The organism is Pseudoalteromonas rubra (genome assembly GCF_005886805.2).
GTDB lineage: Bacteria > Pseudomonadota > Gammaproteobacteria > Enterobacterales > Alteromonadaceae > Pseudoalteromonas > Pseudoalteromonas rubra_D.
The window spans coordinates 2,306,270-2,330,671 of the sequence record NZ_CP045429.1 but is presented as its reverse complement, the minus strand read 5'-3'; the positions used below and the strand labels follow the sequence as shown (position 1 = coordinate 2,330,671).

The 24,402-nt window shown below is 46.9% G+C and carries 20 protein-coding genes; 12 read left to right on the top strand and 8 right to left on the bottom strand.

Translation table 11 applies throughout. The features are described from left to right. Positions 1-4 precede the first annotated feature (4 nt). Entirely contained in the window at positions 5-1,294 is a 1,290-nt protein-coding gene (serS, locus tag CWC22_RS10055) for a serine--tRNA ligase (RefSeq protein ID WP_010384605.1), read from the top strand. Between the two features lie 517 nt (positions 1,295-1,811). Beyond that, a complete protein-coding gene (gene rmf, locus CWC22_RS10050; RefSeq protein ID WP_010384607.1) occupies positions 1,812-1,982 on the top strand; it encodes a ribosome modulation factor in 171 nt (56 codons plus the stop codon). A gap of 505 nt (positions 1,983-2,487) precedes the next feature. Here rmf and CWC22_RS10045 read toward each other — a convergent pair. Continuing rightward, positions 2,488-3,654 carry a putative manganese transporter gene (locus CWC22_RS10045; protein ID WP_138538209.1) on the bottom strand — a complete coding sequence of 389 codons (1,167 nt, stop codon included), beginning with the start codon at positions 3,652-3,654 and terminating at the stop codon, positions 2,488-2,490. A 72-nt stretch (positions 3,655-3,726) separates the two neighbouring features. Next, positions 3,727-5,358 (bottom strand): M28 family metallopeptidase, encoded by a 1,632-nt coding sequence (locus CWC22_RS10040; protein ID WP_138538210.1) that lies wholly within the window; start codon positions 5,356-5,358, stop codon positions 3,727-3,729. Positions 5,359-5,540: 182 nt separating this feature from the next. On the opposite strand from CWC22_RS10040, the gene CWC22_RS10035 reads away from it, so the two are divergent. The 3 genes from CWC22_RS10035 to CWC22_RS10025 are packed head-to-tail and all read left to right on the top strand — an operon-like array spanning position 5,541 to position 8,345. Then, a complete protein-coding gene (locus CWC22_RS10035; RefSeq protein WP_138538211.1) occupies positions 5,541-6,362 on the top strand; it encodes a DUF3025 domain-containing protein in 822 nt (273 codons plus the stop codon). Further along, on the top strand, positions 6,359-7,144 hold the full coding sequence (locus CWC22_RS10030) for an ATP-binding cassette domain-containing protein (RefSeq protein ID WP_138538212.1): 786 nt from the start codon (positions 6,359-6,361) through the stop codon (positions 7,142-7,144). The genes CWC22_RS10035 and CWC22_RS10030 overlap by 4 nt, the downstream gene beginning before the upstream one ends. After that, a complete protein-coding gene (locus CWC22_RS10025; RefSeq protein ID WP_125559614.1) occupies positions 7,137-8,345 on the top strand; it encodes an ABC transporter permease in 1,209 nt (402 codons plus the stop codon). The genes CWC22_RS10030 and CWC22_RS10025 overlap by 8 nt, the downstream gene beginning before the upstream one ends. Before the next feature lie 48 nt (positions 8,346-8,393). On the opposite strand, the gene CWC22_RS10020 is transcribed toward CWC22_RS10025, so the two are convergent. The 3 genes from CWC22_RS10020 to tsaA form a co-directional block, all read right to left on the bottom strand. Then, a complete protein-coding gene (locus tag CWC22_RS10020; protein ID WP_125559612.1) occupies positions 8,394-9,194 on the bottom strand; it encodes a UDP-2,3-diacylglucosamine diphosphatase in 801 nt (266 codons plus the stop codon). 129 nt (positions 9,195-9,323) lie between these two features. Continuing rightward, positions 9,324-11,048, bottom strand: coding sequence for a proline--tRNA ligase (locus CWC22_RS10015; RefSeq protein WP_138538213.1), 1,725 nt, complete (start codon positions 11,046-11,048; stop codon positions 9,324-9,326). Positions 11,049-11,206: 158 nt separating this feature from the next. Further along, the gene (gene tsaA / locus CWC22_RS10010) at positions 11,207-11,917 is read right to left on the bottom strand and encodes a tRNA (N6-threonylcarbamoyladenosine(37)-N6)-methyltransferase TrmO (protein ID WP_138538214.1); all 711 of its coding nucleotides are present in this window, start codon (positions 11,915-11,917) and stop codon (positions 11,207-11,209) included. 150 nt (positions 11,918-12,067) lie between these two features. Here tsaA and CWC22_RS10005 point away from each other — a divergent pair, with 150 nt between their 5' ends. Next, positions 12,068-12,421: a hypothetical protein gene (locus CWC22_RS10005; protein WP_138538215.1), complete on the top strand. Its 354-nt coding sequence runs from the start codon at positions 12,068-12,070 to the stop codon at positions 12,419-12,421. Here CWC22_RS10005 and CWC22_RS10000 read toward each other — a convergent pair. Next, positions 12,418-13,179 carry a response regulator gene (locus tag CWC22_RS10000; RefSeq protein WP_138538216.1) on the bottom strand — a complete coding sequence of 254 codons (762 nt, stop codon included), beginning with the start codon at positions 13,177-13,179 and terminating at the stop codon, positions 12,418-12,420. The genes CWC22_RS10005 and CWC22_RS10000 overlap by 4 nt on opposite strands. 344 nt (positions 13,180-13,523) lie before the next feature. Between CWC22_RS10000 and CWC22_RS09995 the strand changes: the two genes are divergently transcribed. After that, positions 13,524-14,318: a MipA/OmpV family protein gene (locus CWC22_RS09995; RefSeq protein ID WP_138538217.1), complete on the top strand. Its 795-nt coding sequence runs from the start codon at positions 13,524-13,526 to the stop codon at positions 14,316-14,318. A gap of 28 nt (positions 14,319-14,346) precedes the next feature. Here CWC22_RS09995 and CWC22_RS09990 read toward each other — a convergent pair whose 3' ends face one another. Both CWC22_RS09990 and CWC22_RS09985 read right to left on the bottom strand, forming a co-directional pair. Further along, entirely contained in the window at positions 14,347-14,829 is a 483-nt protein-coding gene (locus CWC22_RS09990; RefSeq protein WP_138538218.1) for an acyl-CoA thioesterase, read from the bottom strand. A 114-nt stretch (positions 14,830-14,943) separates the two neighbouring features. Continuing rightward, positions 14,944-16,593, bottom strand: coding sequence for an electron transfer flavoprotein-ubiquinone oxidoreductase (locus CWC22_RS09985; protein WP_138538219.1), 1,650 nt, complete (start codon positions 16,591-16,593; stop codon positions 14,944-14,946). Positions 16,594-16,768: 175 nt separating this feature from the next. Here CWC22_RS09985 and CWC22_RS09980 point away from each other — a divergent pair, with 175 nt between their 5' ends. The 5 genes from CWC22_RS09980 to CWC22_RS09960 all read left to right on the top strand — a co-directional run bounded on the left by CWC22_RS09980 (position 16,769) and on the right by CWC22_RS09960 (position 24,389). Continuing rightward, a complete protein-coding gene (locus tag CWC22_RS09980) occupies positions 16,769-17,521 on the top strand; it encodes an electron transfer flavoprotein subunit beta/FixA family protein (RefSeq protein WP_138538220.1) in 753 nt (250 codons plus the stop codon). Beyond that, the gene (locus CWC22_RS09975) at positions 17,518-18,444 is read left to right on the top strand and encodes an electron transfer flavoprotein subunit alpha/FixB family protein (protein WP_138538221.1); all 927 of its coding nucleotides are present in this window, start codon (positions 17,518-17,520) and stop codon (positions 18,442-18,444) included. The genes CWC22_RS09980 and CWC22_RS09975 overlap by 4 nt, the downstream gene beginning before the upstream one ends. A gap of 523 nt (positions 18,445-18,967) precedes the next feature. After that, entirely contained in the window at positions 18,968-21,757 is a 2,790-nt protein-coding gene (locus tag CWC22_RS09970; protein WP_138538222.1) for a TonB-dependent receptor, read from the top strand. A 43-nt stretch (positions 21,758-21,800) separates the two neighbouring features. Beyond that, positions 21,801-23,072, top strand: coding sequence for a metallophosphoesterase (locus CWC22_RS09965; protein ID WP_171045057.1), 1,272 nt, complete (start codon positions 21,801-21,803; stop codon positions 23,070-23,072). A 189-nt stretch (positions 23,073-23,261) separates the two neighbouring features. After that, positions 23,262-24,389, top strand: coding sequence for a PAS domain-containing protein (locus tag CWC22_RS09960; RefSeq protein ID WP_230090561.1), 1,128 nt, complete (start codon positions 23,262-23,264; stop codon positions 24,387-24,389). The last annotated feature ends 13 nt before the right edge of the window (positions 24,390-24,402 follow it).

Here is a 24,402-nt window from a genome sequence, read left to right as displayed (position 1 = left end):
AACTATGTTAGATGCAAAGTATTTACGTCAGGACATTGAGGAAGCAGCAGAGCGTTTGAAAAAACGTGGCTTTGAGCTCGATGTGGCTGCTATTAACGCGCTGGAAGAAAAACGAAAAACACTTCAGACCAAAACGCAGGAACTGCAAAGTGAGCGTAACAGCCGTTCCAAAGCGATAGGCCAGGCTAAAGCAAAAGGTGAAGACGTTCAGCCATTACTGGATGCTGTTGCTGATCTGGGTGATCAGCTAAGTGCCGCAAAAACAGAGCAGGATGAAGTGCTGGCTCAGTTGCAAGATATTGCTGCAACCTTACCAAATTTACCTGCCGAAGATGTTCCAGTTGGCGCAGATGAAAGTGAAAACGTTGAGGTGAGCAAGTGGGGCGAGCCAAAAGCGTTTGACTTTGAAGTTAAAGATCACGTTGACCTGGGCGAGGCGTTAGGTAAAGGCCTGGATTTTGAAACCGGCGTAAAGCTTAGTGGCTCTCGCTTTACGGTAATGCGTGGTGGTATTGCTCGTCTTAACCGTGCATTGTCGCAATTTATGCTGGATACGCATACAGACCAAAACGGTTATACCGAAATGTGTGTGCCTTACCTGGTTAACAAGGCAAGCTTGTACGGCACGGGACAGTTACCTAAGTTTGCTGAAGATTTGTTTCATACGGAAGCATTAAGCGAAGACCAGGACGGCTACAGCCTAATTCCTACTGCCGAAGTACCTCTGACCAATTGCGCACGCGACGAAATTTTCGACGAGAAAGAGCTACCAGTTCGCATGACTGCGTATACGCCATGTTTCAGAAGTGAAGCGGGCAGTTATGGTCGTGACACACGTGGTCTTATCCGTCAGCATCAGTTCGATAAAGTAGAGTTAGTACAGCTGGTTAAGCCTGAAGATTCGATGGCTGCGTTGGAAGAGCTGACAGGCCATGCTGAAGGCATTTTGCAGGCACTGGAACTGCCTTATCGTAAAGTCGTCTTGTGTACCGGCGACATGGGCTTTGGTGCAGCAAAAACTTATGACCTTGAAGTTTGGTTGCCTGCGCAAAACACTTACCGTGAAATTTCTTCTTGTTCAAATATGCAGGACTTCCAGGCGCGCCGCATGCAAGCGCGTTTCCGCCGTGCTGGTGAGAAAAAGCCTGAGTTACTGCATACACTAAATGGTTCAGGTTTGGCGATTGGCCGTACTTTGGTCGCAATATTGGAAAACTATCAACAAGCAGATGGCTCTATTGTCGTACCAACTGTATTGAGACCGTACATGGGCGGTCTTGAAAAAATTCAGTAAAACGCTTAACGCGTTGATCTAAGGCCGCATTCTAGTGGCCTTTTTTATTACAAATTAATGAATGTTTTTTTACGCTGATTTGTTAATGAACAATCTAATATTTCACTAGAATAAGATGACTTTTAAGGGTTATCTTTATTTTCTGCATTAATCTTCTCTTTCCCCATATTTGTTACTTGCCAGTCATCGTTCGCTTGTTGCATGTGAAAACGATATATGATTTATTGTTTTTGAAGGTTTGGCCAATCCTGAATTAGTCGACTTGTGTCTGGCGAAAAAGCGCGTTCACAGTCGGCCGTTGTTTAACCATATGCAATAGTAAAAATGTTAGTAGTTAGATGAAATTCGAGCTATCGGCTGTCAGGCAGCCTGCGGCGAAGCACTGAATCAAAGTGTACAGAGGACCCTGTCGTGTTTCGTACGGATTGATATTTACGAATTTATTAACTATTTATTAAATGTGGATGTCGTTAAGACGAAAGCAACTCGAAAAATATGAAAGGTGAGGAATTTACCTATGAAGAGACAGAAAAGAGACCGTTTAGAAAGAGCACATGCCCAGGGATTCAAAGCAGGTTTAGCGGGCCGGTCCAAAGATTTATGTCCATATCAGCAAGTAGAGCACAGATCAGAATGGTTGGGGGGATGGCGAGAGGCCATAGATAACCGCAACATGTACAAAACCTAAATTCCTATAAATATCTAATGACTAAGCAAGGTCAAAAGCCCCTACGATGGGGCTTTGTTTTTTTGTATTTAAATCCTTCTACTAATCTCTTATCTTCTTGTATCGGTGCACCATATTGGCCTCAAAATGGCGCGTGTAGACCCGATTGTTTTACTCTGCGTTAAACCCATTGCGCTCTCTACCGTTGCTGCTAATGGGGCAGAGTGCCTAACTGTACATAGCATCAGTAACCTGAAGCTAAATAGTCAAGATCAGTACCTATTAACTTAGTAGCTATGAACCTGTTCTTATTATGTGATTATGGAGTCGTCTCGAGCGCGATGAGCTGACGTGTTGAAGGTTTTTCAGGCTGAGCCTCAGGGATAAAGAAGCTTGCGCCGAATGCTTATCTGGTGGCGCTGAGATTGCACTTAGTCAAAGTACAGAGCAATGATCTTTGGTTGTTTATGTTTGAACAGGCACCACTGGGTGCCTGTCTAGCAAATCTTTCGGACAAAGGGTGAAATTACAGATTGGCAAAGTAATATAGCCCATAACCCACAAACAGTGCCGGTATGGCCGAGTAGAGTGTGGCCACGACCGCAGCGCCGGGGGCGAGTGCCAGGGCCGGAAACAATGCGTCTCCATCGTTTGCCACCGCGTTGGCTGCCAGTGCACTAAAAGGTAAAACTCCCTGAATATATAAGCTGGTTACCACTATCTGAGGGCCACAACCTGGTAGCATGCCAATGGCTATTGCGATAAGCGGGGCGAAAACGGCGTATTGGGAAAACCAAGCAGCCAGATCTAAGCCAAAGAGAGCGACAGACAACTCATAGAGCATAAAACTGGCGACAACCCAGGCCGTGACAAAATGCGTATCGTGGATCACCTTGGCAAGCTTGGAAGGGGGATCTTGCTCATCATCTTCCGCAGTGACTTCCCGATAACTTTGACCTTTAGAAGACAACGCCCAGATTGTGAGTGCAAACAGGGCAAGTGCCGCACCAGCCAGTTCAACGGGCTGTGTCAGTATGCCTAAATCGGTGTTAAATGCGATAAGCAAAGCTATCATCAGACAAGGGAGAAGTACCCAACGCCATACAGGTTCACTGAAACGGATAGCACTAGACGGCGCTTTACATTCAATCACATTTTTACTCTGCGCATCGGGTTGGCAAAACCCGGGTTTGTGTAACAGGTTAACGACTAAACCACTGACTATGCCTACGGCAATACCCAAAGTGATGATTGTAAGTCCCTCAATTGGCTTTTTAGCCAGAAGCAAAAAAGCCGCATCCCCCATGGTTGCAGTCAGTACGGCGACCACTGACGCAAAGCTTGCCTGGCCTTTCGTAAATTGAGTAACCACTATGATGGCGCCACCGCAGCCAGGCAGAGCGCCAAGTACTGCGGCCATAGAGATTTCCAGTGCCGGGGATTTCGCTTTAAGATAGCTGAGTTCAAGTTGCGGCAGTCGGTCGACCAGAAAGTAATAAATAGCGAGTGTGCCGGCAACAAATACGCTTACCTGAAAAAACGCATCTGCAAGTGTGGCGATAGTCAGCTCACGGAGAGGTTCGAATAAAATCGCCAGACAGACTAGCAAGGGAAGCAATAATCGCTTGTTTGCTATAAAGGAAGAGAGCGCTGATTTACCTCTGGTTGTGACAGAGTAGGATTGTGAGAGCATAAAAAGTGCAACCGGTTGAAAACACAGTTGCACTTTAAAATGTTATTAAATGAAAATCAATATCATTTGTATTTATTTGTTGCGCTGAAACTCCGAGGTTGCTTTCCAGGTTGGCCATTCACTTTGTTGTGAAATGTCATAACCGACCTGGAAGAACAATTGGAGATCTTGTACTGCACCGCTCAGATCCCACTCATCGCGGTAACGGTCACACGGTTGGTGATAACAACCACGTAGAACCAGACTCATGCGCTTACGATATTGTGCTGTGGCCTCATTGCGCGCTTCTGTACCACCGCCAGCATACATTGCCGGCACACCCATGTTAGCGAAGGCGAAGTGATCTGAACGGTAGTAGCCGCCAGCAGCTGGGCGCGGATCACCAGAAACAACGCGATCTTGCTCTTTAGCAGCCGTTTCCAGCATCTCATCCAGTGATGATTTGCCGATACCGACGACGCTGATGTCTTTCACTTTACCCAGCAGGTTCAGGCTGTCCATATTGATGTTAGCAACTGTTTTGTCGGCTGCAATCACCGGGTTCGCTGCATAGAACTTGGAACCTAAAAGGCCCTGTTCTTCCGCGGTAACCGCCAGGAAAGTAATAGAGCGGTCTGGTTTCACGGGTAGCTTGCTGAATGCTTCCGCCACTTCGATCATGCCACCCGTGCCGGTTGCATTATCGTGCGCGCCATTGTAGATCTTATCACCTTTACGGTTAGGATCAGTGCCTAAATGGTCCCAGTGCGCAGAATAGATGATGTGCTCATCACTGTGTTTTGCGCCAGGCAAAGTCGCGATGAAGTTATAAGACGTTGACGTACTGATCTTGCTTTTCACGGTAACAGACGCGGTCAAATCGCCCATATCGACGTGATATGCGCCGGCTGCGGCTTTTTCTTTCGCTTGCGCGAAGTCCAGACCGGCTTTAGCAAATAGCTCTTTGGCAACGTCACTAGTAACCCAGCCTTCTACCGCGACACGATCCATGTTGTTGTTTTCTTTTTGGAAGCCAAACTGAGGACCACTCCAGGAGTTCTCAACAACACTCCAGGGATAAGAGGCAGGTGCTGTTTCGTGAACGATAATTGCACCAGCTGCTCCCTGACGGCTCGCTTCTTCATATTTATAAGTCCAGCGACCGTAGTAGGTCATGGCTTCACCGGTGAACAGCGCAGGGTCTTTGCGTGCAAAGCCCGGGTCATTGACCAGCATGACAACCGTTTTTCCGCGCACATCCAGGCCTTCATAATCGTTCCAGCCATACTCCGGAGCGTTCACACCATAGCCGACAAATACCAGCTCAGAGTCTTTAATAGACTCCAGTTTGCTGATGCGACCCGTACCCATTACCATGTCTTTCTTGTATTCGTAGTCTTTTCCACCAATGCTCAGCGTCATGTTTGGATCGGCTTCGATTGAGACCAGAGGTACTTCCTGGAAGAAGCTATCGCCATTACCCGGCTGAAAGCCAAGCTCTGTGAAATGCTTTTTCAGGTAAGCGAGGGTCAGCTCTTCACCTTTTGTAGACGGTGCTCGACCGCCAAATTCATCAGAGGCCAGGGTTTTGATATGTCCGGCCAGTTGCTCTGCATTGATGCTGTTATAAGCGGCATTTACGTCGCCTGGCTGGTTAGTTTGTGTCGCCATACAGCCAGCTAACACAGCAACAGAAAGTGCGCTTAGCGCTAGTTTTAGTTTCATAGTGTTATTATCTTCGCTTGTTGTTATACGCCGTTAGTATAACGTTATTTGTATTGATATTTCGACTTTTGGCGACAATTGACGGGTTTGTACAATTACTGAACAAAGTCGGCTGGGATAAGGCGGCTCGCTGAGGTAAAATGGCTGCTTTGATTTATGCCAGAGAAAGATAAACCGGCAATATGAATAAATTTACCGCGCCAGAACACTGGCATGCAGACCTGTTCAATCAGGCGCCATTTGAGCATTTAGAAGAGTTGTTTGCACTCAGTCATCATTCAGACTGGCCATCTTTCACTTGGCTGAATGAACAAAAAGATAGCACGCAAAGTCGCGACATTGTGTTTACACCAAACAGTGAGCTGGAAAGCGAAACTTTGTATTACGAGGAGATCATAGCGCAAACCCATCGCATTCCGACCCGTGAAAACAACTGGCACGACTTTTTTGGTGCCCTGATTTGGTGTCTCTTTCCGCAAACTAAGTCTTTGCTTAACCGTTTGCATATGCAGGAAATCGCAGAGCACGGCCTGAAGCAACGTAGTAAAAAGCGCAATGCCCTGACTCTGTTTGACGAATGTGGTGTCGTGCTCGCGATACCTGACTTGAGCTGGCAAAGTGCGTTAAGAGCGCATCAGTGGCAGGAGGTTTTCTATGAATACGGTGCGATGTGGCATCATAATCTGTTGCCATTTACCTTTGGTCATGCGAATTATGAAATGCTGACCAAGCCCTTTATCGGTTTAACGGGTAAAGTGGTTTGTATCGAAGTTGATGAAGCCTTTTATCATCTGCCTTTGCAACTTCAGTATCGCCATCTGGACCAGAAACTGGTTAATATGATAGAGCGTCAAGGGCTGTTAGATAATAACCAACAGATGTCGCCATTACCCTTGCTTGGGATCCCACAATGGTATCAGGGGCAACAGGATCTGGCTTTTTACAGTGATACCGACTACTTTCGCCCCAAGCGGCAGCCGGTTAAGAAAAAGGATACTCAGTGATACAGGTTGAAGGTTTAAAAAAACGCTTCAAGCTCAGCAAGGAGCACAACAAAAATAAAACCAGTAGCGATCCTCGAGAACGCAATGGTTATTTTCATTCTGTCGAGTCTGTTTCGTTTCAATGCCAGCAGGCGGAGGTACTTGGGTTACTTGGGCCTAATGGTGCGGGCAAAACCACCACCCTCAGGATGCTATCTACTGCGCTTACACCTGACAGTGGTGCAATCTTTGTCGGTGGACAGGATATCGTTAAAAAACCGCTTCACGGGCGGCGTAGTATCGGTTTTTTGTCTGGTACAACGGGGTTATATGGGCGACTGAGTGCGCAAGAAAACGTCGAGTACTTTGCCAGATTACACGGGCTTAAAGGCAAATCATTGAAAGCACGTTGTGAGCTGTTGTATGAGACACTGGATATGACCTCATTTCTTGATAAGCGGGCAGAGAGCCTGTCAACCGGAATGAAGCAAAAAACCAATATCGCCAGGGCCGTGGTGCATGAACCCCAGGTGGTTATTCTGGACGAGCCGACAACAGGTCTGGACATCATGACCAAACAAACCGTGCTGACATTTATCAGGCAGTTAAAAGAACAGGGCACACCCGTTATTTTTTCTACTCACCATCTGGATGAAGTGGATATGTTGTGCGATCGGGTGTGTGTGATTGATAAAGGTGTCAGTTGTTTTGACGGAGATTTGGCGACGTTTCGTGAGCAAGGAAAGAATAGGGAGCTTAATCAGGCGTTTTTAAACATTGTTCGGGAGGCACAAGATGTTTGAGGTCATGTTCAAGGAGCTTCGAGAGCTGCTTAGAGATAGAAAAACCTTGTTCTTTGTGATTGCGCTGCCCATTGTAATCTTTCCTGTGTTGTTCGCTTTTGTGGCTTTTTTAACTTCTAAGGCAGCACTCGAAGCTGAGCAAAAAGTCCATACCTATTTTGTAGTCAACGAAGACTACGCACCTACTTTTTCCGACACCTTGTTCTACCACCGCAGCTTTAAACGATACGAAGGAGAGGCTCAGCTTGATAGTGTCTCCGCATTGCGTGACGCAGTCAGGCAGGGCATTATCGATGTGGGTATCTATATCCCGGCAGCGCCAGACAAACAGTTAGCTCAAGGCGAACAGAGCCGGTTTCAGGTGGTTTTTAATGATGCGCAGTCGATCAATTACATTTATAGTAGGATAAAAAAGGTTATTGATACCTATTCTGCCAAACTGACGGAGCAAGCGCTCAGTGAGCTCGGTGTGGATACCGATAAGCAAGGCGCGGTGCTTCAGCCTGTGCTGATGGAAAAAGTGGACACCGCTGATCGGCGAGAAAATATTGGCGAGAAAATCGGTGCTTTTATTCCCTATATGCTGATCCCGCTGGTACTAATGGGAGCCAGTTACCCGGCTATCGACCTCGGTGCAGGTGAAAAAGAACGTGGTACACTGGAGACGTTGCTACTGACACCATTGACTCGTACTCAGCTGGTTTTAGGTAAGTTCCTCACTATATTGATCAGCTCTATAGCCTGCGCTTTGGTGACTGTATCCAGCATGTCAATCTGGATTGGTTTAGCCAGCGGCTTTGGGGCGCTTGATCCTATCCTGAGTGCTTTTGCGAGTGTCACTCAATGGGATTTTTTACTTATTTTTGCATTGCTGTTGCCTGTGGCCATGATGTTGTCATCTTTGGTATTGGCGATCTCGATTTATGCGCGTAGCTTCAAAGAGGCACAAAATTATATGGGGCCTTTGAGCATGTTGGTGTTTGTGCCCATCGTGGTGTCTGTTTTACCTAACATGGCGTTAAATGCCAAAACCGCCTGGATCCCTATCACAAATGTTGCGCTGGCGATTAAAGAAATAGTCAAAGGAACGGTGGACTACCAGGCCGTGGGTATGATTTTCCTAGCTTCAATCCTGCTCGCAGCCGCGCTACTGGCATGCTGTGTGCGCTGGTTTAGCCGTGAAGAGGTATTATTCAGATAAAGCGACGGGCTAGCATGGATAAACGCAGACTTTATCCATGCTAGTTGCTTAAGCGGCTTTCACATCTTGCGGCGAACTGGCTTCCGGTTCAACGACGGTCAGCACTTTCTTAATGTCTGACCAATGCAGTAGCTCAATGCGGCCTTGCTCATTTTCAACCAGCGCTGTGCAATTCTCAATCCAGTCACCATCGTTACAATATACGATGCCATCCATAACCGAGATTCTTGGTTGGTGGATATGGCCACAAATGATGCCATCGACACCGTGCTTTTTGGCTTCGTGTACGGCGGCTTGTTCAAAGGCATGAATGGCTTCACGGGCTTTATGGACGCGGTTTTTCAGCCAGGAAGCTAAAGACCAGTAATGACCACCGTATAATCTTCGGATCCGGTTAGTCCAGCGATTAAGAAATAGCAAAAAGTCATAGGCCGCGTCGCCGATAATGCTGATTAGTTTGTTATATCGGGTTGCGGAATCAAAGTCATCGCCATGTAAAAGTAAGAACCGCTTACCCGCTGACGTAGTATGTACGTAAGTTTTGTGCACTTCGACGTGAAACAGCGTTTTACCCACATAACTGCGAAAGGTTTCGTCGTGATTGCCAGGGATATAAATAACCCGGGTGCCATTTTCGGCTTTGCGCTGAATACACTCCAGCACCTGATAGTGACTTGGATGCCAAAAGAACTGACGTTTTAAAGACCAAAGGTCAACGATGTCGCCAACCAAATATAAGGTATCGCAGCGAGTACTGTTAAGAAAGTCCAGCAGGAAATCGGCTTTACAGTCTTTGTAGCCAAGGTGGACATCGGAGATCCAAATTGTCGGATAGTAGGTTTGTGTCATAGCCATGTTCTCGAGCGTAATAAGCCCTAAGTTAGAGACGGCGGATGACAAAAGCAGGGCAGTTACGAGAAGCTATTATGACAGCAAAGAGAGAAACAGAGCGCAACTGTGTACGCTCTGTCTGAAGGTTTATTTACCCAGTGCCTTGGCAATTTCTGCAACGGCAGAATCGATGTCCAGCATGAGTTTTTCACCTGTACGGCGGTTTTTCAGTTCAACCTGGTTGTTATCCAGGTTGCGCTCACCAATCACGAGCGTGTATGGCACACCAAGTAGCTCCATGTCGTTAAACATCACACCCGGGCGCTCTTTACGGTCGTCGAATAACACCTCGACGCCGGCCGCTTGCAGATCGGTATAGAACTTCTGTGCAATATCCGGAATACGATGTGACTTGTGCATGTTCATTGGCACAATCGCCAGCTCGAATGGGGCGATAGCCTGAGGCCACTTGATCCCGTAATCGTCGTTGTTTTGCTCAATCGCAGCAGCGACAATACGTGATACACCAATACCATAGCAACCCATGGTCATCACCTGGTTTTTACCGCTTTCACCTAATACACCCGCGCTCATGGCTTCTGAGTACTTAGTTCCAAGCTGGAAAATATGACCCACTTCAATGCCGCGTTTGATTTGTAGCGTGCCTTTGCCACACGGGCTTGGATCGCCTTCAACCACATTGCGAATGTCAGCAACCGTGTAATCTGTGACATCACGATCCCAGTTGATGCCGCTGTAGTGCACGCCATTTTGGTTTGCACCTGCGACGAAATCGGCCATTACCGCAGCGCTGCGATCAACGATAACTGGCATGTTCAGACCAACCGGGCCCAATGAACCTGGCTTAGCGCCAATGGCTGCAACTATGTCTTCTTCTTTGGCCATTTCCAGCGGCGCGTCTATCAGTGGCAGTTTTTCTGCTTTGAGCTCATTCAGCTCATGGTCGCCACGCAGGATCAGAGCAACCAGACCACGCTGGTCGTCTTCGTTCGGTGCACCGTAGACGATCAGTGTTTTAACACCACGGTGTGGTTTAACACCGTGCTTTTCTTTGAGTTCGGCAATGGTGTTTGCTTCAGGCGTATCGAAAGTATTCAGTTCTTTCGAAGACTCAGGGCGAGACTCTGATGGCGCAACGGCTTCGGCCTTTTCGATGTTAGCGGCATAATCACTGTCGGTGCTGAATGCAATGGCATCTTCACCAGATTCAGCAAGAACGTGGAATTCATGTGATACGCTGCCACCAATAGAGCCGGTATCTGCGATAACCGGGCGGTAATCCAGTCCCAGGCGCTCGAAGATGTTACAGTAAGCCTGGTGCATTACTTGATAGGTTTTTTCCAGACATGCTTCATCCAGGTGGAAGGAGTAGGCATCTTTCATCGTAAATTCGCGCGCGCGCATCACACCAAAACGAGGGCGTACTTCATCGCGTACTTTAGTCTGAACCTGGTACAAAGTCAGAGGTAGCTGCTTGTAGCTGCTGACTTCACGGCGTACCAGATCGGTGATCACCTCTTCGTGTGTCGGACCCAGCGCAAATGGACGGTTATGTCTGTCATTGATGCGCAGTAGTTCCGGACCAAATTGTTCCCAACGGCCAGATTCCTGCCACAGATCCGCAGGTTGGATGATGGGCATCAGCATTTCGATGGCACCGGCTTTATCCATCTCTTCGCGTACGATGTTCTCTACTTTACGCAGCACTTTCAGGCCGGAGGGTAACCAGGTGTACAAACCTGAGGCTAACTTGCGGATCATGCCCGCACGTAACATCAGCTGGTGGCTGATCACTTCTGCATCTGCAGGCGTCTCTTTTTGAGTCGCTAAAATATATTGACTGGTACGCATACTTGTTCCGTTCAAATGAAGATTGCTTCGGCCAATCGACCACGCAACCCTACGTTGTTGTAGTATTTTTGTCGGGTTAGTTTAACAGCGCTAAAACCGCTTAAAAAGCTTTATTTATTGTGAAAAAGCGACTGTTACTATGGCTGAGGAGTTTTTGCTCAATCCGGCTGGATATGAGTCACTTCCAGCACCTGATTGTGCTCCCCGTCGACCATCCAGCGAATGTTGAAGTCATACAGGTTCATACCATAACTCTGCGTTTCTGCCTTCATTTTCTTATACGCCGGGCGCGGGTCCTGCTTGAGCACGTTGGTTATGAAGGCTTTAAGCTCCGGGTAATCGCTTTGGGTATTAATAAAGGCTTCGGCTTGTTTGCTGAAACTGACGGTCATTGCCGTTTCAGGACGGGTATCGGCAAATCCGGCTGCCGCGTCGGTCAGCGCGTCTGAGTAGGGCAGATAAGGTTTTATATCAACAATGGGCGTGCCGTCCAATAAATCAATACCAGACAGCAAAAGTGCAAGTTGCCCGTTTTTGTACTCAACGCCTTCGAGTTTCACCGCACTCATACCAATGCCATTGGGACGAAAGGTGGCGCGAGTTGCGAATACGCCTTTACGCTCGTTGCCCCCCAGCCGTGGTGGCCGTACTAAGGCAGAGTAGCCTTTGTCAGCGGTTTCATGAAAGCGGAATAATAGCCAAAGGTGACTGAACTCTTCTATTCCTCGTACGAATTCTTCGCGGTTAAACGCGTCGCAAAATACCAGTTTGGCCTTTGCCTCTGGCACCAGGCGAGGTTGTCTGGGAATAGCAAACTTTTGTTTATATGGTGAGTGGATCACACCGATTGGCTGTATATCGAATTGCACGCTTTATTCCGGCTAGTAAATTTGCGCGTATTGTAACGATGTAATGCGCATCGAACAAATGCAACAGCATATCGCTGTAATCGAGTGTAATTCCATAGACTTAGGTTTGTAGCTAGGATCGGGTTATTACATTATGTATTGGTTTGTTAAATGTTTAGTTTAGAAAGTACCCAGGTAGGTGGGCAACACACAGATTTAATCTCAAATATGATGGAGCCGACTTACAGCCGCCTGGTAAGCAATATTTGTCGCAAAGTGTTTTCGGAGCAATCGCCGGTGACGCCCCTGGTGGTTGAGCAGTTGCGTAAGCGGCGGGCATTCTTACAGCCTTTATTCGCTGGTGTGGGCGACGGCAGTGTGCGCGCTACCCAGTTCAATACAGCATTACAATGTGAAATAGAGTTAGTCGTCAATAAGGTGATGTCACAATGCGAGATGCCGCGTCATGAGTTGGTTAAGCACACCAATAAAACGGTATTTGAACTCGCCAGACAGGTCATCTAGCTATTATCAACGATATCCGGTACCACGTTGTTGAGGCGCTTCATCAGTTTGTCGAGGTTCCTCTGAACCTGTTCACTGCATTTTTCTAACTCAAAGCGTACACCAAGTAAACAATCCTGCTCAGGTCCATCATTTGCTTCTATGCGCACTATGGTGCCATAGAGCGGGGATATGCTCAGTGCCTGAGTCCCGTCAAAATTGTCAAAGCTGAGGTTAAATTCAGTGAGTTTGTATAGCTTCAGAGCATCAACATAATTGGTATAGACCTGCATACCGGTATGACTGATGTTATGTACTTTGGCTTCAAGTAGGGCATCAGAGGCGATGATCCGCATTGCATGTGAGGGCAGAGCCGAGTGTCTGACTGAATCTCGTTTACTGGCACTGTTCCAAGATTTATTGACTGCAGCTTCCAGTTTATCTGCTCTGAAAGGTTTAACGACAAAATGGCTGACCCCATTTTGTATTGCGGTAATAACAAAATCACGCTCGCCATTAGAGGTCATCATGATAAAAGGAATGTCTTTAAACTGGGTGCTGTTACGAACCTCATAAAGCAGCTCTTCGCCGTTTATTTCAGGCATCTGCCAGTCAGAGATAATAATGTCGACAGGCTTTGATTTTAGGATCTGGAGTGCCTGCTTACCATCGGCGGCCATCATCACCTGTTCAGAACCCAGACGCGTCTTAATGATGTTACGTACAACGTTGCGTACAGTGGTACAATCATCGACCACCAAAAATCGGACATTTCTCACTACTGCTTGCTCTATATTTGACCATTATTTAAGCCGGCGGCAATCATACCACAGCTCTTACCAGTAGGTAAGGGTTGGATTCGATAATTTTAAACCGTTCCAAATTGAGTGACTTACTCACAAGAAAATACCGATGAAAGCAGGTTATGTGAATAATTGTTTTGAAATGCCGCACAAAGTAACAGTTGCTCACAAGGTCCTCACTGAGTTTTGCATTATTTCAGCGCATTATGAAGCCGTGAAGTTCAGGGGCAGTCGGCCAGGCATCTTGTATTGGTCTCCAAAGTCCTCTGATTATTTTACCTCAGCGCTAAAGCAAATTTATAGAGACAAAGGAACTCATTATGATCGGGATAACAAAACACAACATGGTACAAGCACTTGGGCTGTGTCTGGCAATGACAAGTGTATGCAGTCTTGCTGAAGAGCAGGCAAACGACGATTGGGACGTAAAAATAGGCGCGGGTGTGCTTGTTGCAGATCTGCCCTGGCAGGGCGGTGAGAATGAGTTTGCACTCATTCCTATGGCAGACATTAAAAAAGGCAACTGGTTTTCTAATGAAGACAGCACCATTGGTTATCAATTTTTGAATATTAACGACGTCTTCAGCGCTTATGCGGGTCTTGGCTACCGTAACGAAGGGTATGACAGCCTGTTTGGAGACAATAGCTCTAACAGCAAAGTGTTTGAGGGCTATGATGCGCCCGATGGTGAGCTGGTACTGAATTATGGGGCAAAGTTTTTATGGTTTGGTTTATCCGGCCACACTGACTTGTCTGATGAATCAGATGCAACCAATTTTGCACTGAGTGCAGAAGTTCCTTTGTATGAAAGCAGCCACGGGTTTGGTATTTCAGCACAGGCACAGGTACGTTGGCTCGATTCGGACTATGTGAACACCGTTTACGGAATAAGCGGTAAGAATATCAATGCATCAGTCGGCCGCACAGCCTATCAGACTGACGACAATGCGATAAACGTTACCTTTGGACTCAATGCGTATTATCAAATCACGCCTGAGGTAACATTGATTGGCAGTGTGAGCAGAACGGAGTTGGATGATGTTATCAGCAAAAGTCCACTCGTTGGCGATGATACGATGGACATAGCCTTCATCGGTGCTATGTATCAGTTTTAGTATGTAAGTGGCTTGTGTAAGCGCTGGATCAGTCACCCTGATCCAGCGTATTTTGTAACAAAGATTCTGTTTGAATCGCAATTTCTTTCATCTGAATGGCATATTGCTCCAGCGCTTTTTGCTCTTTTGTTTTTGCCTCAAACTTGGCAACGGGAACAGGGTACCCAGCCTGATCCATAGCGATAAAGCTGATTATGCAGTGATTGGTTTCTACCATATGTTGCTTTTGTGGATCACCGCAGCGTACCTGGATGAATATCTGCATACTGGTTTTGCCGGTATGTGCAATACGGGCGGAAACCTCCACAATCTGACCAACCAGAATAGGGCGGTGAAAACGCACACCCGCGACGGATACAGTAACACAGTAGGCACCACTCCAGCCTGCTGCACAGGCATAGCCCGCTTGATCTATCCACTTCATCACCACACCGCCATGTACTTTGCCACCAAAGTTTACATCTGTTGGCTCTGCTAAAAAGCGAAACACGACTTCCGATTGCTGCGCCATGGGGCACCTCATTATCTCAACGTTTGCTTAAGTATAGAAAAAAAGGGGCATTTTGCCCCGGCAATTTAGGATAAAGGGTGTTTACGGCAGGTAGCTGGCACCTGCCGGGTTGGATTACATATTTGGATAGTTGGGGCCGCCGGCACCCTCTGGAGTCATCCAGGTGATGTTCTGACTCGGATCTTTGATGTCACAGGTTTTACAGTGGACACAGTTTTGTGCATTGATCACAAACTGTTTATCGCCATTTTCAGTCTCGCTGACTTCGTAGACACCAGCCGGGCAGTAACGTTGAGCGGGCTCTGCATACTGCTCAAGATTAACCTGGATCGGAATGGTCACATCTTTGAGCTGCAGATGACAAGGCTGCTCTTCCTCGTGGTTAGTATTGGATAAAAACACCGATGAAAGCTTGTCAAAACTTAACTTTCCGTCCGGCTTCGGATAGCTAATTTCCTGCGAATCTTTTGCCAGTCGAAGAGATGCGTGGTCCAGCGTGGTATCTTTGAGTGTAAATGGCAATGAACCTGAAAACAGGTTTTGGTCAACCATGTTGTAAGCACCGCCTAAGATACGACCAAACTTGTGCATGGCCGGACCAAAGTTACGTGACTGATAAAGTTCGTCATATAGCCAGCTGCTTTTAAAATTGTCAGCAAATTCGTTTAACTCAGCACGATGAGCATCTTCTCCCAGCGCCGTCACAATGGTATCTGCGGCAATGATGCCCGATTTCATCGCCGTATGGTTGCCTTTGATTTTTGCGAAGTTCAGCGTACCGGCATCACACCCTATTAGCAGACCCCCCGGAAAGTGCATTTTAGGTAATGCATGAAGGCCGCCTTTTGCAATAGCGCGGGCGCCGTATGCAACGCGCTCGCCACCTTCCAGCGTGTCTTTGAATACTTGCTGATGTTTCATGCGCTGAAACTCGTCAAACGGGCTCAGATACGGGTTTTTGTAGTTTAGATCAATGATCAATCCGATCACGACTTGGTTATTCTCGGCATGATACATGAACGAACCACCATGGGTTTCGCTATCGAGCGGCCAGCCCGTGCCATGGACAACTTTACCTTCCTGATGTTTTGCCGGGTCAATTTGCCAGATCTCTTTAAAGCCAATACCGTAGTGCTGAGGGGTGGCGTCTTTATCCAGTGCAAACTGACTGATAAGCTGTTTGCCCAAGTGGCCACGACAGCCCTCTGCAAAGACAGTGTATTTGGCTCTCAGTTCCATACCTGGCATATAACTGTCTTTTGGCTCGCCATCTTTGCCAACACCCATATCGCCGGTGATGATGCCTTTCACTTCATCATCTTCAACTATCAGCGAGTGAGCGCTGAATCCGGGGAATACTTCCACGCCCAGTTGTTCAGCCTGTTCAGCCAGCCAGCGGCAGACATTGCCCATAGAGACAATATAATTGCCGTCGTTTTTAAACGTTTTGGGGACCGCAAAGTGCGGGATGCTGGTGGCTTTGTCCTGATCTTTAAACAGGTAGATTTCGTCCTCGGTCACTTTTGTTGTGACAGGGGCATTTTTTTCGGCCCAATCCGGGATTAATTCGTCCAGCGCTTTAGTTTCAAAGACAGCACCAGACAATATATGTGCTCCGACCTCAGAGCCTTTTTCAACGACACAGATCATCAGTTCTTGTTGTTTTTCCTGTGCTTGTTGTGCAAGTCGGATCGCACACGACAGGCCCGCAGGGCCCGCGCCTACAATCACAACATCAAATTCCATGGTTTCGCGTTCGACCATTTTTACCTCACATAGATTGACGGTAGTTTAACTAAAACGAGGCTTTAGTTTTGTTAAGGTTAAGCTAAGGTTATTTTAGGTTGACGTTTACGTCAACAGGAAGTAGTCTGGTTTCATTAAATTGTTTTGTTGACGTGTACGTCAGCCAATAGAATAACCAGATGATGGAGTAACCATGAAAGTACTTGTGCCAATCAAACGCGTGATTGACTACAATGTCAAGGCAAGAGTCAAGGCCGACAACAGTGATGTTGATCTGACCAATGTGAAAATGGCAATGAACCCGTTCTGTGAGATCGCGGTAGAAGAAGCCGTTCGCTTAAAAGAAGCAGGTAAAGCGAACGAAGTGATCGCTGTTTCAATCGGTGATAAAGCGTGTCAGGAGCAGCTACGCACCGCACTGGCCTTGGGTGCTGATAAAGCAATTCATATTGAAACTGATGCAAAACTTGAATCCCTACATATAGCCAAACTTCTGGCAAAGTTGGTAGAGCAAGAAAGCCCTGAACTGGTTATTTTGGGTAAACAGTCTATCGATTCTGACAACAATCAAACTGGTCAGATGTTAGCTGCATTAACTAAACGTCCTCAGGGAACCTTTGCATCTAACGTTGAAATTGCAGATGGTAAAGCCGTTGTGACTCGAGAAGTAGATGGTGGTCTGCAGACCGTGGCCTTGAACCTGCCTGCGGTTGTAACCACAGATCTTCGTTTGAATGAGCCTCGTTATGCCTCATTGCCAAATATCATGAAAGCAAAACGTAAACCGCTTGATGTTATCGCAGCAGACACGCTGGGCGTTGACCTTGCGCCACGTATTGAACTTGTGCGTGTGGAAGAGCCTGCTAAACGTGAAGCGGGCATCATTGTTGAGAGCGTAGAAGAACTGGTCAATAAACTAAAAACTGAAGCTAAGGTGATCTCATGAGCGTACTAGTCATTGCTGAACACGAAAATGGTGTATTAAAGCCTGAAACGGCAAAAGTCGTTCATGCAGCTAGTCAGCTTGGCGCTGAAATTGATGTTCTGGTTGCGGGTAATAATGTGGGTCCTGTTGCAGAGGCTGCTGCACAAATCGCCGGTGTAAAGGCGGTAAAGCTGGTTGACGACAGTGTGCTAGAACATCAACTAGCAGAAAGTACCGCTGATCTGGTGATTACGCTGGCTGAAGGTTATAGTCATATTCTGGCAGCGGCTTCAACCACGGGTAAAAACATCATGCCGCGCGTTGCTGCTTTACTGGACAAATCACAACTTTCTGAGATTGTCGGGGTTGTTGATGCCGACACCTTTATGCGTCCGATCTACGCAGGTAATGCTATTGCGACAGTTAAGTCACTGGAAGCGCAGAAAATCATTACTGTTCGTGCCAGCGCATTTGATGCGGCTGGTGAGCAGGCACCTGTTGCTGTTGAGACACTGGCTACCTCAGTTGAAAATACCCAAAGTAGTTTTGTTGGTGTTGAACAAACAGAATCAGAGCGCCCTGAGCTGACGGCGGCACCTGTTGTTATCTCAGGTGGTCGAGGTATGCAAAATGGTGAAAACTTCTCATTGCTTAACGGCATTGCTGACAAATTAGGCGCTGCTATTGGTGCATCTCGTGCGGCGGTTGACGCCGGGTTCGTACCTAACGATATGCAGGTAGGTCAGACAGGTAAAATTGTTGCACCAGACTTGTACATTGCTGTTGGTATCAGCGGTGCAATTCAGCATCTTGCAGGCATGAAAGATTCGAAAGTCATTGTTGCCATCAACAAAGATGCCGAAGCGCCAATTTTCCAGGTGGCTGATTACGGCCTGGTCGCAGACTTGTTCGACGTCTTACCTCAGCTTGAACAAGCTTTGTAAAAACAAATTCTGGTTGTTAAAGCCGTGAGTACCTTCGTACCGCGGCTTTTTTCATATTTATTGCTCATCAAACCTGATTGGCCATTCTTATCACGCAATGGCAGCAAAATAAATTTATAAGTTACTAGCTCTCACTTTATTTTCTAAACCCTGCGGTGTTTATGAAACCGCAATGATGGGGTGTTATGCACTGCTTACCCTCAGTCAGTTACTCTAAGCAAAAGTGGCAGGGATCATGTAGTTAGCGAACCATGGTTGCAGCATAGCGAATAACTGAGCAATGTTCTTACCGGGTTAAAATAGCTCATGGAAGTGTTTAGGTGCGCGGAAGAATCCAGCTTTTTTCATAAATGCCAGCAGGTTAAAGCCTGAGGAGGGGACATTTTAGCTCAAATTGGCTTTAAATGGCCCTTTTTGCCGTTAAATAGAGGCTGTACCCACAGGAATTGCAATAATTCGGTCATTGAGCCCGGTTAAGGTCTTCGCGGATTTTATAAACGACTCTTCCTGTGCGAGAAAAAATATGAAAAATAATCTACCTTCCGTGATTTCTAAGGCCTGTGCGGGCGTTGCTTTAGCACTTGGCGTGATGAGTGCACCAGCACTTGCTAATACGTTGCAAGGTGAACTGACGGATCAGCAAAACAAAGCCCGCTTTGAAGGGGCTAAAGTTATTATTAAGGAGCTGGGGCGTGAAGTCAGCTCCGAGCGTAATGGTGAGTTTAGGTTCATCAATCTGCCAGCCGGTACCTACACGCTTGAAGTACGCTATATCGGCGCGCAATCTGTCACAAAACAAGTGGTGATCAAAGACAATGAAGTGACTAAAACCCGGGTGCAGCTTAGCGCCTACCAGGGAGAAATGGATAACATAATCGTTAAAGGACAACGCGCAGGGCAAGCAGGTGCATTGAACCGGCAGAAAAATGCGGATGGTATCAAGTCTATCGTCAGTGCAGATAGCATCGGACAGTTACCAGATCAGAATGCGGCCGAGGCATTGCAGCGTCTGCCGGGTTTGTTTATCGACCGAGATCAGGGTGAAGGCCGTTTTGTTGGGATCCGGGGAATTGATCCAAATCTCAACAATGTGACTATCAATGGCGCAGCTGTACCTTCTCCGGAAGGTGGTGTGCGCAGCGTTGCAATGGACGTGCTGCCAAGTGAAATTATTCAGAGTCTTGAGGTGAGCAAAACAGTCACCCCAGATATGGATGCCAATGCGATTGGTGGCAGTATCGAAGTGAAAAGTCTGAGTGCATTTGACCGTGAAGGGGAAAGCTACAGTTTCAATGTTCAGGGCGCTTACAATGAACAGGTTGAAAAAAGCAGCCCCAAACTGTCCGCTAGCTACAGCGATATTTATGACATTGGCAGCCAGACTCAGCTGGGCGTAGCGACGGCGGTATCCTGGTTTGAACGAAAGTTTGGCTCACATAATATGGAAACTGATGGCGGCTGGATGGAGTTGGAAATGGAAGATGCCAATTCCGGCGAAGAAGTGGCTTTTTTTGGTGCAGAGGAAATTGAACAGCGTCACTATACCATCACCCGAGAGCGCCTGGGAGCTGCCCTGAATTTGGATCTGCATCAGGGATTGTTCAATAAGTACTATCTGAGAACCATGTACAGCGAATTCTCAGACGACGAGTTCCGTCTGCGCAATGAATACAAGTTCGATAAAGGCAATTATTTAAGCGGGCAATCAGGCGATACGATGGCGTACTTTAGCGGTGCTGAAATGGACCGGGACAGCAAAGATCGTTACGAGGAACAAAGCATTTTGTCTGTGGTCGCGGGTGGTGAGCATCTGATCAAAGACTGGTTTGTAGAATACAGTCTGGTTTACTCAAAATCAGACGAGCAAGAGCCTGATCGACTGGATATAGCGTTTGCCGGAGAAGATTTGACTCTGGGCTATGCCAGCCTGGGAGACACCCCGATTTTGTCTCGTAGTGAGGCCGCACATCAATTAAGCCGTTTTGAACTCGACGAAATTGTTCACGAAAATAATCTGAGCGAAGATGAAGCAACCAGCTTTAAATTAGATCTGACTAAAGATCTGGTTATCGCTGGACATAATGCAGAGCTTAAGTTTGGCGCTAAGTATCGCGACCGTGAAAAGCTGAACTCAGTCAACGCTGTGGTATACGATGGCGGGTTTGATGATGTGACGGCAGAGCAGTTTAAAACGGGTGCACCAGAGTATGACCTGGGCGACTTTGGTCCGGGCTTATCCGAATCCGGATTGCAGGCCTACTTTGCGCAAAATCAGGCATCCTTCGAGCGAAACGATCAGGAAACCGATATCGAGTCAAAGGGTCGTAGCTATCGCTCTGAAGAAACCGTCAGTGCGCTGTATGCCATGGTCAATATTGATTTTGGTAAACTAAACCTGATCACGGGTGTACGTTACGAGGATACTGACTACACCACGCGGGGTTATCAGGTTTCACTGGAAAAAGATAAATTAGCAGACACAGAGCAAGTCAATATCACCCCTTGGGAAGTTGAGAAATCCTACGATCATTTGCTACCCAATCTGACTCTGCGTTACGAGCTGGGCGATGATCTGATTTCACGCTTTGCTTATACCCAAACCATTGCACGTCCGGGATTTGAAGAGGCTGCAGCCTACCAGTTACTCGAAAGTGAAACAGATGAAGACGACGGACAGGTGGTGACAGAGCGAGAAGGTGAAGTTGGCAATCCAAACTTGGACCCGTATGAGTCTCAGAACCTGGATTTGTCCATTGAATACTACACAGGCAGTATTGGCGTTATGTCTGCTGGATTATTCCACAAGCAAATCGATAACTTTATCACTGAGCAGGAAGTGCAGGATCAGGCACAGTGGGCGGGCTATAAAAAGGTCATGCAATTCGTGAATGGTGGCGAGGCAGACTTAACAGGTATTGAGTTGGCTTACAGCAAAAACTTCAAAAATGGCCTGATGCTGTCAGCTAATACCACCTTAATTGACGCAGATGACAAATTGACTCGTCAGTCGGATACAGTGGTAAACCTGATGGTTGGATACGAAGATGACACCTTAAGTGCGCGCCTGAGTGGTAACTATAAAAGCAAAGCCTATCTGAGCACTGAAAATGATGCACGTGTGTATCAGGATGACCACATGCAGTTAGATTTGAGCGTTAAATACTACTTCAATGAGCAAATGCAGATGTACTTTAACGCCGTCAATCTGACGGATGAACCACTCTACATTTATCACGGTGAGCAAAAATATAACTTCCAGTATGAGCAATATGGTCGCTCATTCGAACTGGGCTTTACCTATAACTCATTCTAATCCTTGTTGGAGCGTGCCGGGCTGATCCGGCACATTTAAAATTATGACTTTAAAATATATTGCACTTTCCTGCCTGAGCGTTTCTGTATTGATATCGAGTCCTGCGATGTCGGCCAATGTTTCTTTCCTGGCGTTTGGTGACGGGGGGTATCACCCGGATTACCCTAAAGAAAAACACATTCAGAAGCCCAAAAATAAAACGCAATTTATTGCGGCTGAAAAAGCAGATTGGCTCGAAGAGCATCGCCCGCTGAATGAGTTTAATCATGCCCCCATATATATTTACCCTGACACGGACATAGCCACCGAGCAGACCGGTGCGATAGCAACTGGTAAGGCGATGGCAACCTTATGCCAGATAAAACGGTGCGATTTTGCCATTCAACTGGGCGACAATATTTACCCTGATGGCGCCGGCGCGAATGATGGTAAAGACGATCAGCAACGTATGAACGATCTGATCTTAAAACCGTTGCAGCCGCTATTTGCGCAGCAACCAGAGTTAGTTGTGTACTCTGCTCTGGGCAACCACGACTGGAAAACATCACGTAAAGGGGTGAAGTTGCAAACTGAATGGATGGCAAGTCAGCCAAATTTTACCATGTCTGAGCGAGGTTACTACAGCTATACCAAAGGAGAGCCGGGTAATGATGTTGAACTGTTTGTACTCGATACCAATATGCTGCTTTCGGGCCAACACTACTATGAGATCCCGTTACGCCCGGACGGCAGCGAACAGGGGTTGGCCAGTGCTCTGGCTGCTGGGCAGGCAGAGGTTGAAGACATTGAGCGTCATGAAGAGCCGGTTAATGGTGAAGATCACCGGCAATTAGCCTGGCTGGCCGATGGCCTTAAAAATTCTAAAGCAAAGTGGAAACTGGTGTACGGACATCACATATTATGGTCGATAGGTGGCACTAAATATGATGAAGGCCATGTGTTGAGACGGCTGATTTTGCCCGAGTTATGTCAATATGCAGATGCCTACATTGCGGGTCACGAACATGATCTGGAGTTATTAACGGATGATTGTAGCCGCGTAATGCCGGGTAGTTCTAAACCTAAACTGCCCCTGATAATCAGCGGGGCAGCTGCAAAAATGCGTGGTACCCATACACCGTTTGCGCAGCAACAGGAAAGGCGCTATCCCGAATACGATCTGGTGTGGTCTAAAAGCTTTATTTGGGGATTTACACACATTGAACTGGATAATGATCAGGATAAGTTGAATGTGTCTTTTTATACCACTCCCCATGATCAAAGCGGTAAGCTCGAGGCCGAGCAGACATTCAGTTTCGCAAAACGCAGTGACTGATGACAACTGGGGTGACTCCGCAACTTGACATGCGTGTTACCCCAGAAAAATTAATTTGATGTAGTTCAAAAAAATCATGGTATTCGGTAATTTGCACTATAGTTAAACTCACACAATACGATACCTATATCGCTTGCTGTCATTAGTCGTGTAGAGCGTCGTTATGGTCGAATATGAGTTGAGTTGCCAATGAATACCAATGATCCCTCGATGGAAGAAACCCTGTTTTTTGGTCAGTTGTTAGAGAACTCTTCTCCAATTGAATTACTCAAACAAATACTGATGCGCTCACACCACGCCATAGTCGTCACAGATGCGGATCGTAACCATGGATATCGGATTGTTTATGCAAATCGGGTATTTTGCCGTCATACAGGCTATGAGCTTGCAGAACTGATAGGTCAGTCAACGGCCATTTTACAGGGACCAAAAAGTAATCGCAGAGTCCTGGCCAGGTTGAGTCCGGCACTGGAGGAAAATGGCTATTTCTATGGGTCTTCAGTTAATTATCGAAAAGACGGCTCAATGTATCCAGTGGAGTGGAATATCTCGGCAATCACCAATGAGGCAGGAGAGGTCACTCATTATATTTCGTTGCAAAAAGACCTGACGAACATGCGTCGTCTGGTCAGGCAAATACGTGAATCAACCGATGTCTTTAAACAGTTTTATCAGGATTCAGCGCGTCAGGGTAATCGCTTTGGCGATGCTTCTGACTCTGTGCTTCGGGCCTTAAAAAGAAGTGCTAAGTTGTTAAACGGCAGATTGCACCTGAAAGACAATGTTGAGCTATTTCAGGAAGCTTTTCCGTATCAGGAACCTGATGAAAACAGTTTCGATGAGCTGTTTTTTGACCTGGACGAACCATCAGAAGGAGGCACAGATCAGCGATTGAACAAGCAAGCGCTGACTGCTGAAGATTTTTGGGCGGACAGCCCAATTGAAGAAGATGATGTTGAATCTATCGTCGGAGCGCTTAATGAGCTGGAATCAGAAACAGGCTTGATAGAGCTTAACGGTTACTCTGAGGCCCGGTTTAAAAATGTCGCGCGGCTATACAAAGAGCTCGCAAACACATTGTATTTTTGTATTGAATTTAATGACGGTGCATTAATGATTGATGAGGTTGCAGAGCGTTTGGACAGCCAGGCAACGGATCCATCTTTTCCTATTGAATTTTTGCTGATGTTTAACAAAGATATCAGTAGTTGGTTGAATGACGTGTTTGTTGAGCGTAAAGCCGATAATGTGTTTGCCGGGGAGAGCAATGCCATTATGGCTGGCGAGCAGTTGTTGTCCCTTATCGGCGGTCAATAATTGCTCTACTAGG

Coding starts and splice junctions, on each gene's coding strand:
- serS (WP_010384605.1), top strand. CDS start 5: ATGTTAGATGCAAAGTATTTACGTCAGGACATTGAGGAAGCAGCAGAG.
- rmf (WP_010384607.1), top strand. CDS start 1,812: ATGAAGAGACAGAAAAGAGACCGTTTAGAAAGAGCACATGCCCAGGGA.
- CWC22_RS10045 (WP_138538209.1), bottom strand. CDS start 3,654: ATGCTCTCACAATCCTACTCTGTCACAACCAGAGGTAAATCAGCGCTC.
- CWC22_RS10040 (WP_138538210.1), bottom strand. CDS start 5,358: ATGAAACTAAAACTAGCGCTAAGCGCACTTTCTGTTGCTGTGTTAGCT.
- CWC22_RS10035 (WP_138538211.1), top strand. CDS start 5,541: ATGAATAAATTTACCGCGCCAGAACACTGGCATGCAGACCTGTTCAAT.
- CWC22_RS10025 (WP_125559614.1), top strand. CDS start 7,137: ATGTTTGAGGTCATGTTCAAGGAGCTTCGAGAGCTGCTTAGAGATAGA.
- CWC22_RS10020 (WP_125559612.1), bottom strand. CDS start 9,194: ATGACACAAACCTACTATCCGACAATTTGGATCTCCGATGTCCACCTT.
- CWC22_RS10015 (WP_138538213.1), bottom strand. CDS start 11,048: ATGCGTACCAGTCAATATATTTTAGCGACTCAAAAAGAGACGCCTGCA.
- CWC22_RS10005 (WP_138538215.1), top strand. CDS start 12,068: ATGTTTAGTTTAGAAAGTACCCAGGTAGGTGGGCAACACACAGATTTA.
- CWC22_RS09995 (WP_138538217.1), top strand. CDS start 13,524: ATGATCGGGATAACAAAACACAACATGGTACAAGCACTTGGGCTGTGT.
- CWC22_RS09990 (WP_138538218.1), bottom strand. CDS start 14,829: ATGGCGCAGCAATCGGAAGTCGTGTTTCGCTTTTTAGCAGAGCCAACA.
- CWC22_RS09985 (WP_138538219.1), bottom strand. CDS start 16,593: ATGGTCGAACGCGAAACCATGGAATTTGATGTTGTGATTGTAGGCGCG.
- CWC22_RS09980 (WP_138538220.1), top strand. CDS start 16,769: ATGAAAGTACTTGTGCCAATCAAACGCGTGATTGACTACAATGTCAAG.
- CWC22_RS09975 (WP_138538221.1), top strand. CDS start 17,518: ATGAGCGTACTAGTCATTGCTGAACACGAAAATGGTGTATTAAAGCCT.
- CWC22_RS09970 (WP_138538222.1), top strand. CDS start 18,968: ATGAAAAATAATCTACCTTCCGTGATTTCTAAGGCCTGTGCGGGCGTT.
- CWC22_RS09965 (WP_171045057.1), top strand. CDS start 21,801: ATGACTTTAAAATATATTGCACTTTCCTGCCTGAGCGTTTCTGTATTG.
- CWC22_RS09960 (WP_230090561.1), top strand. CDS start 23,262: ATGAATACCAATGATCCCTCGATGGAAGAAACCCTGTTTTTTGGTCAG.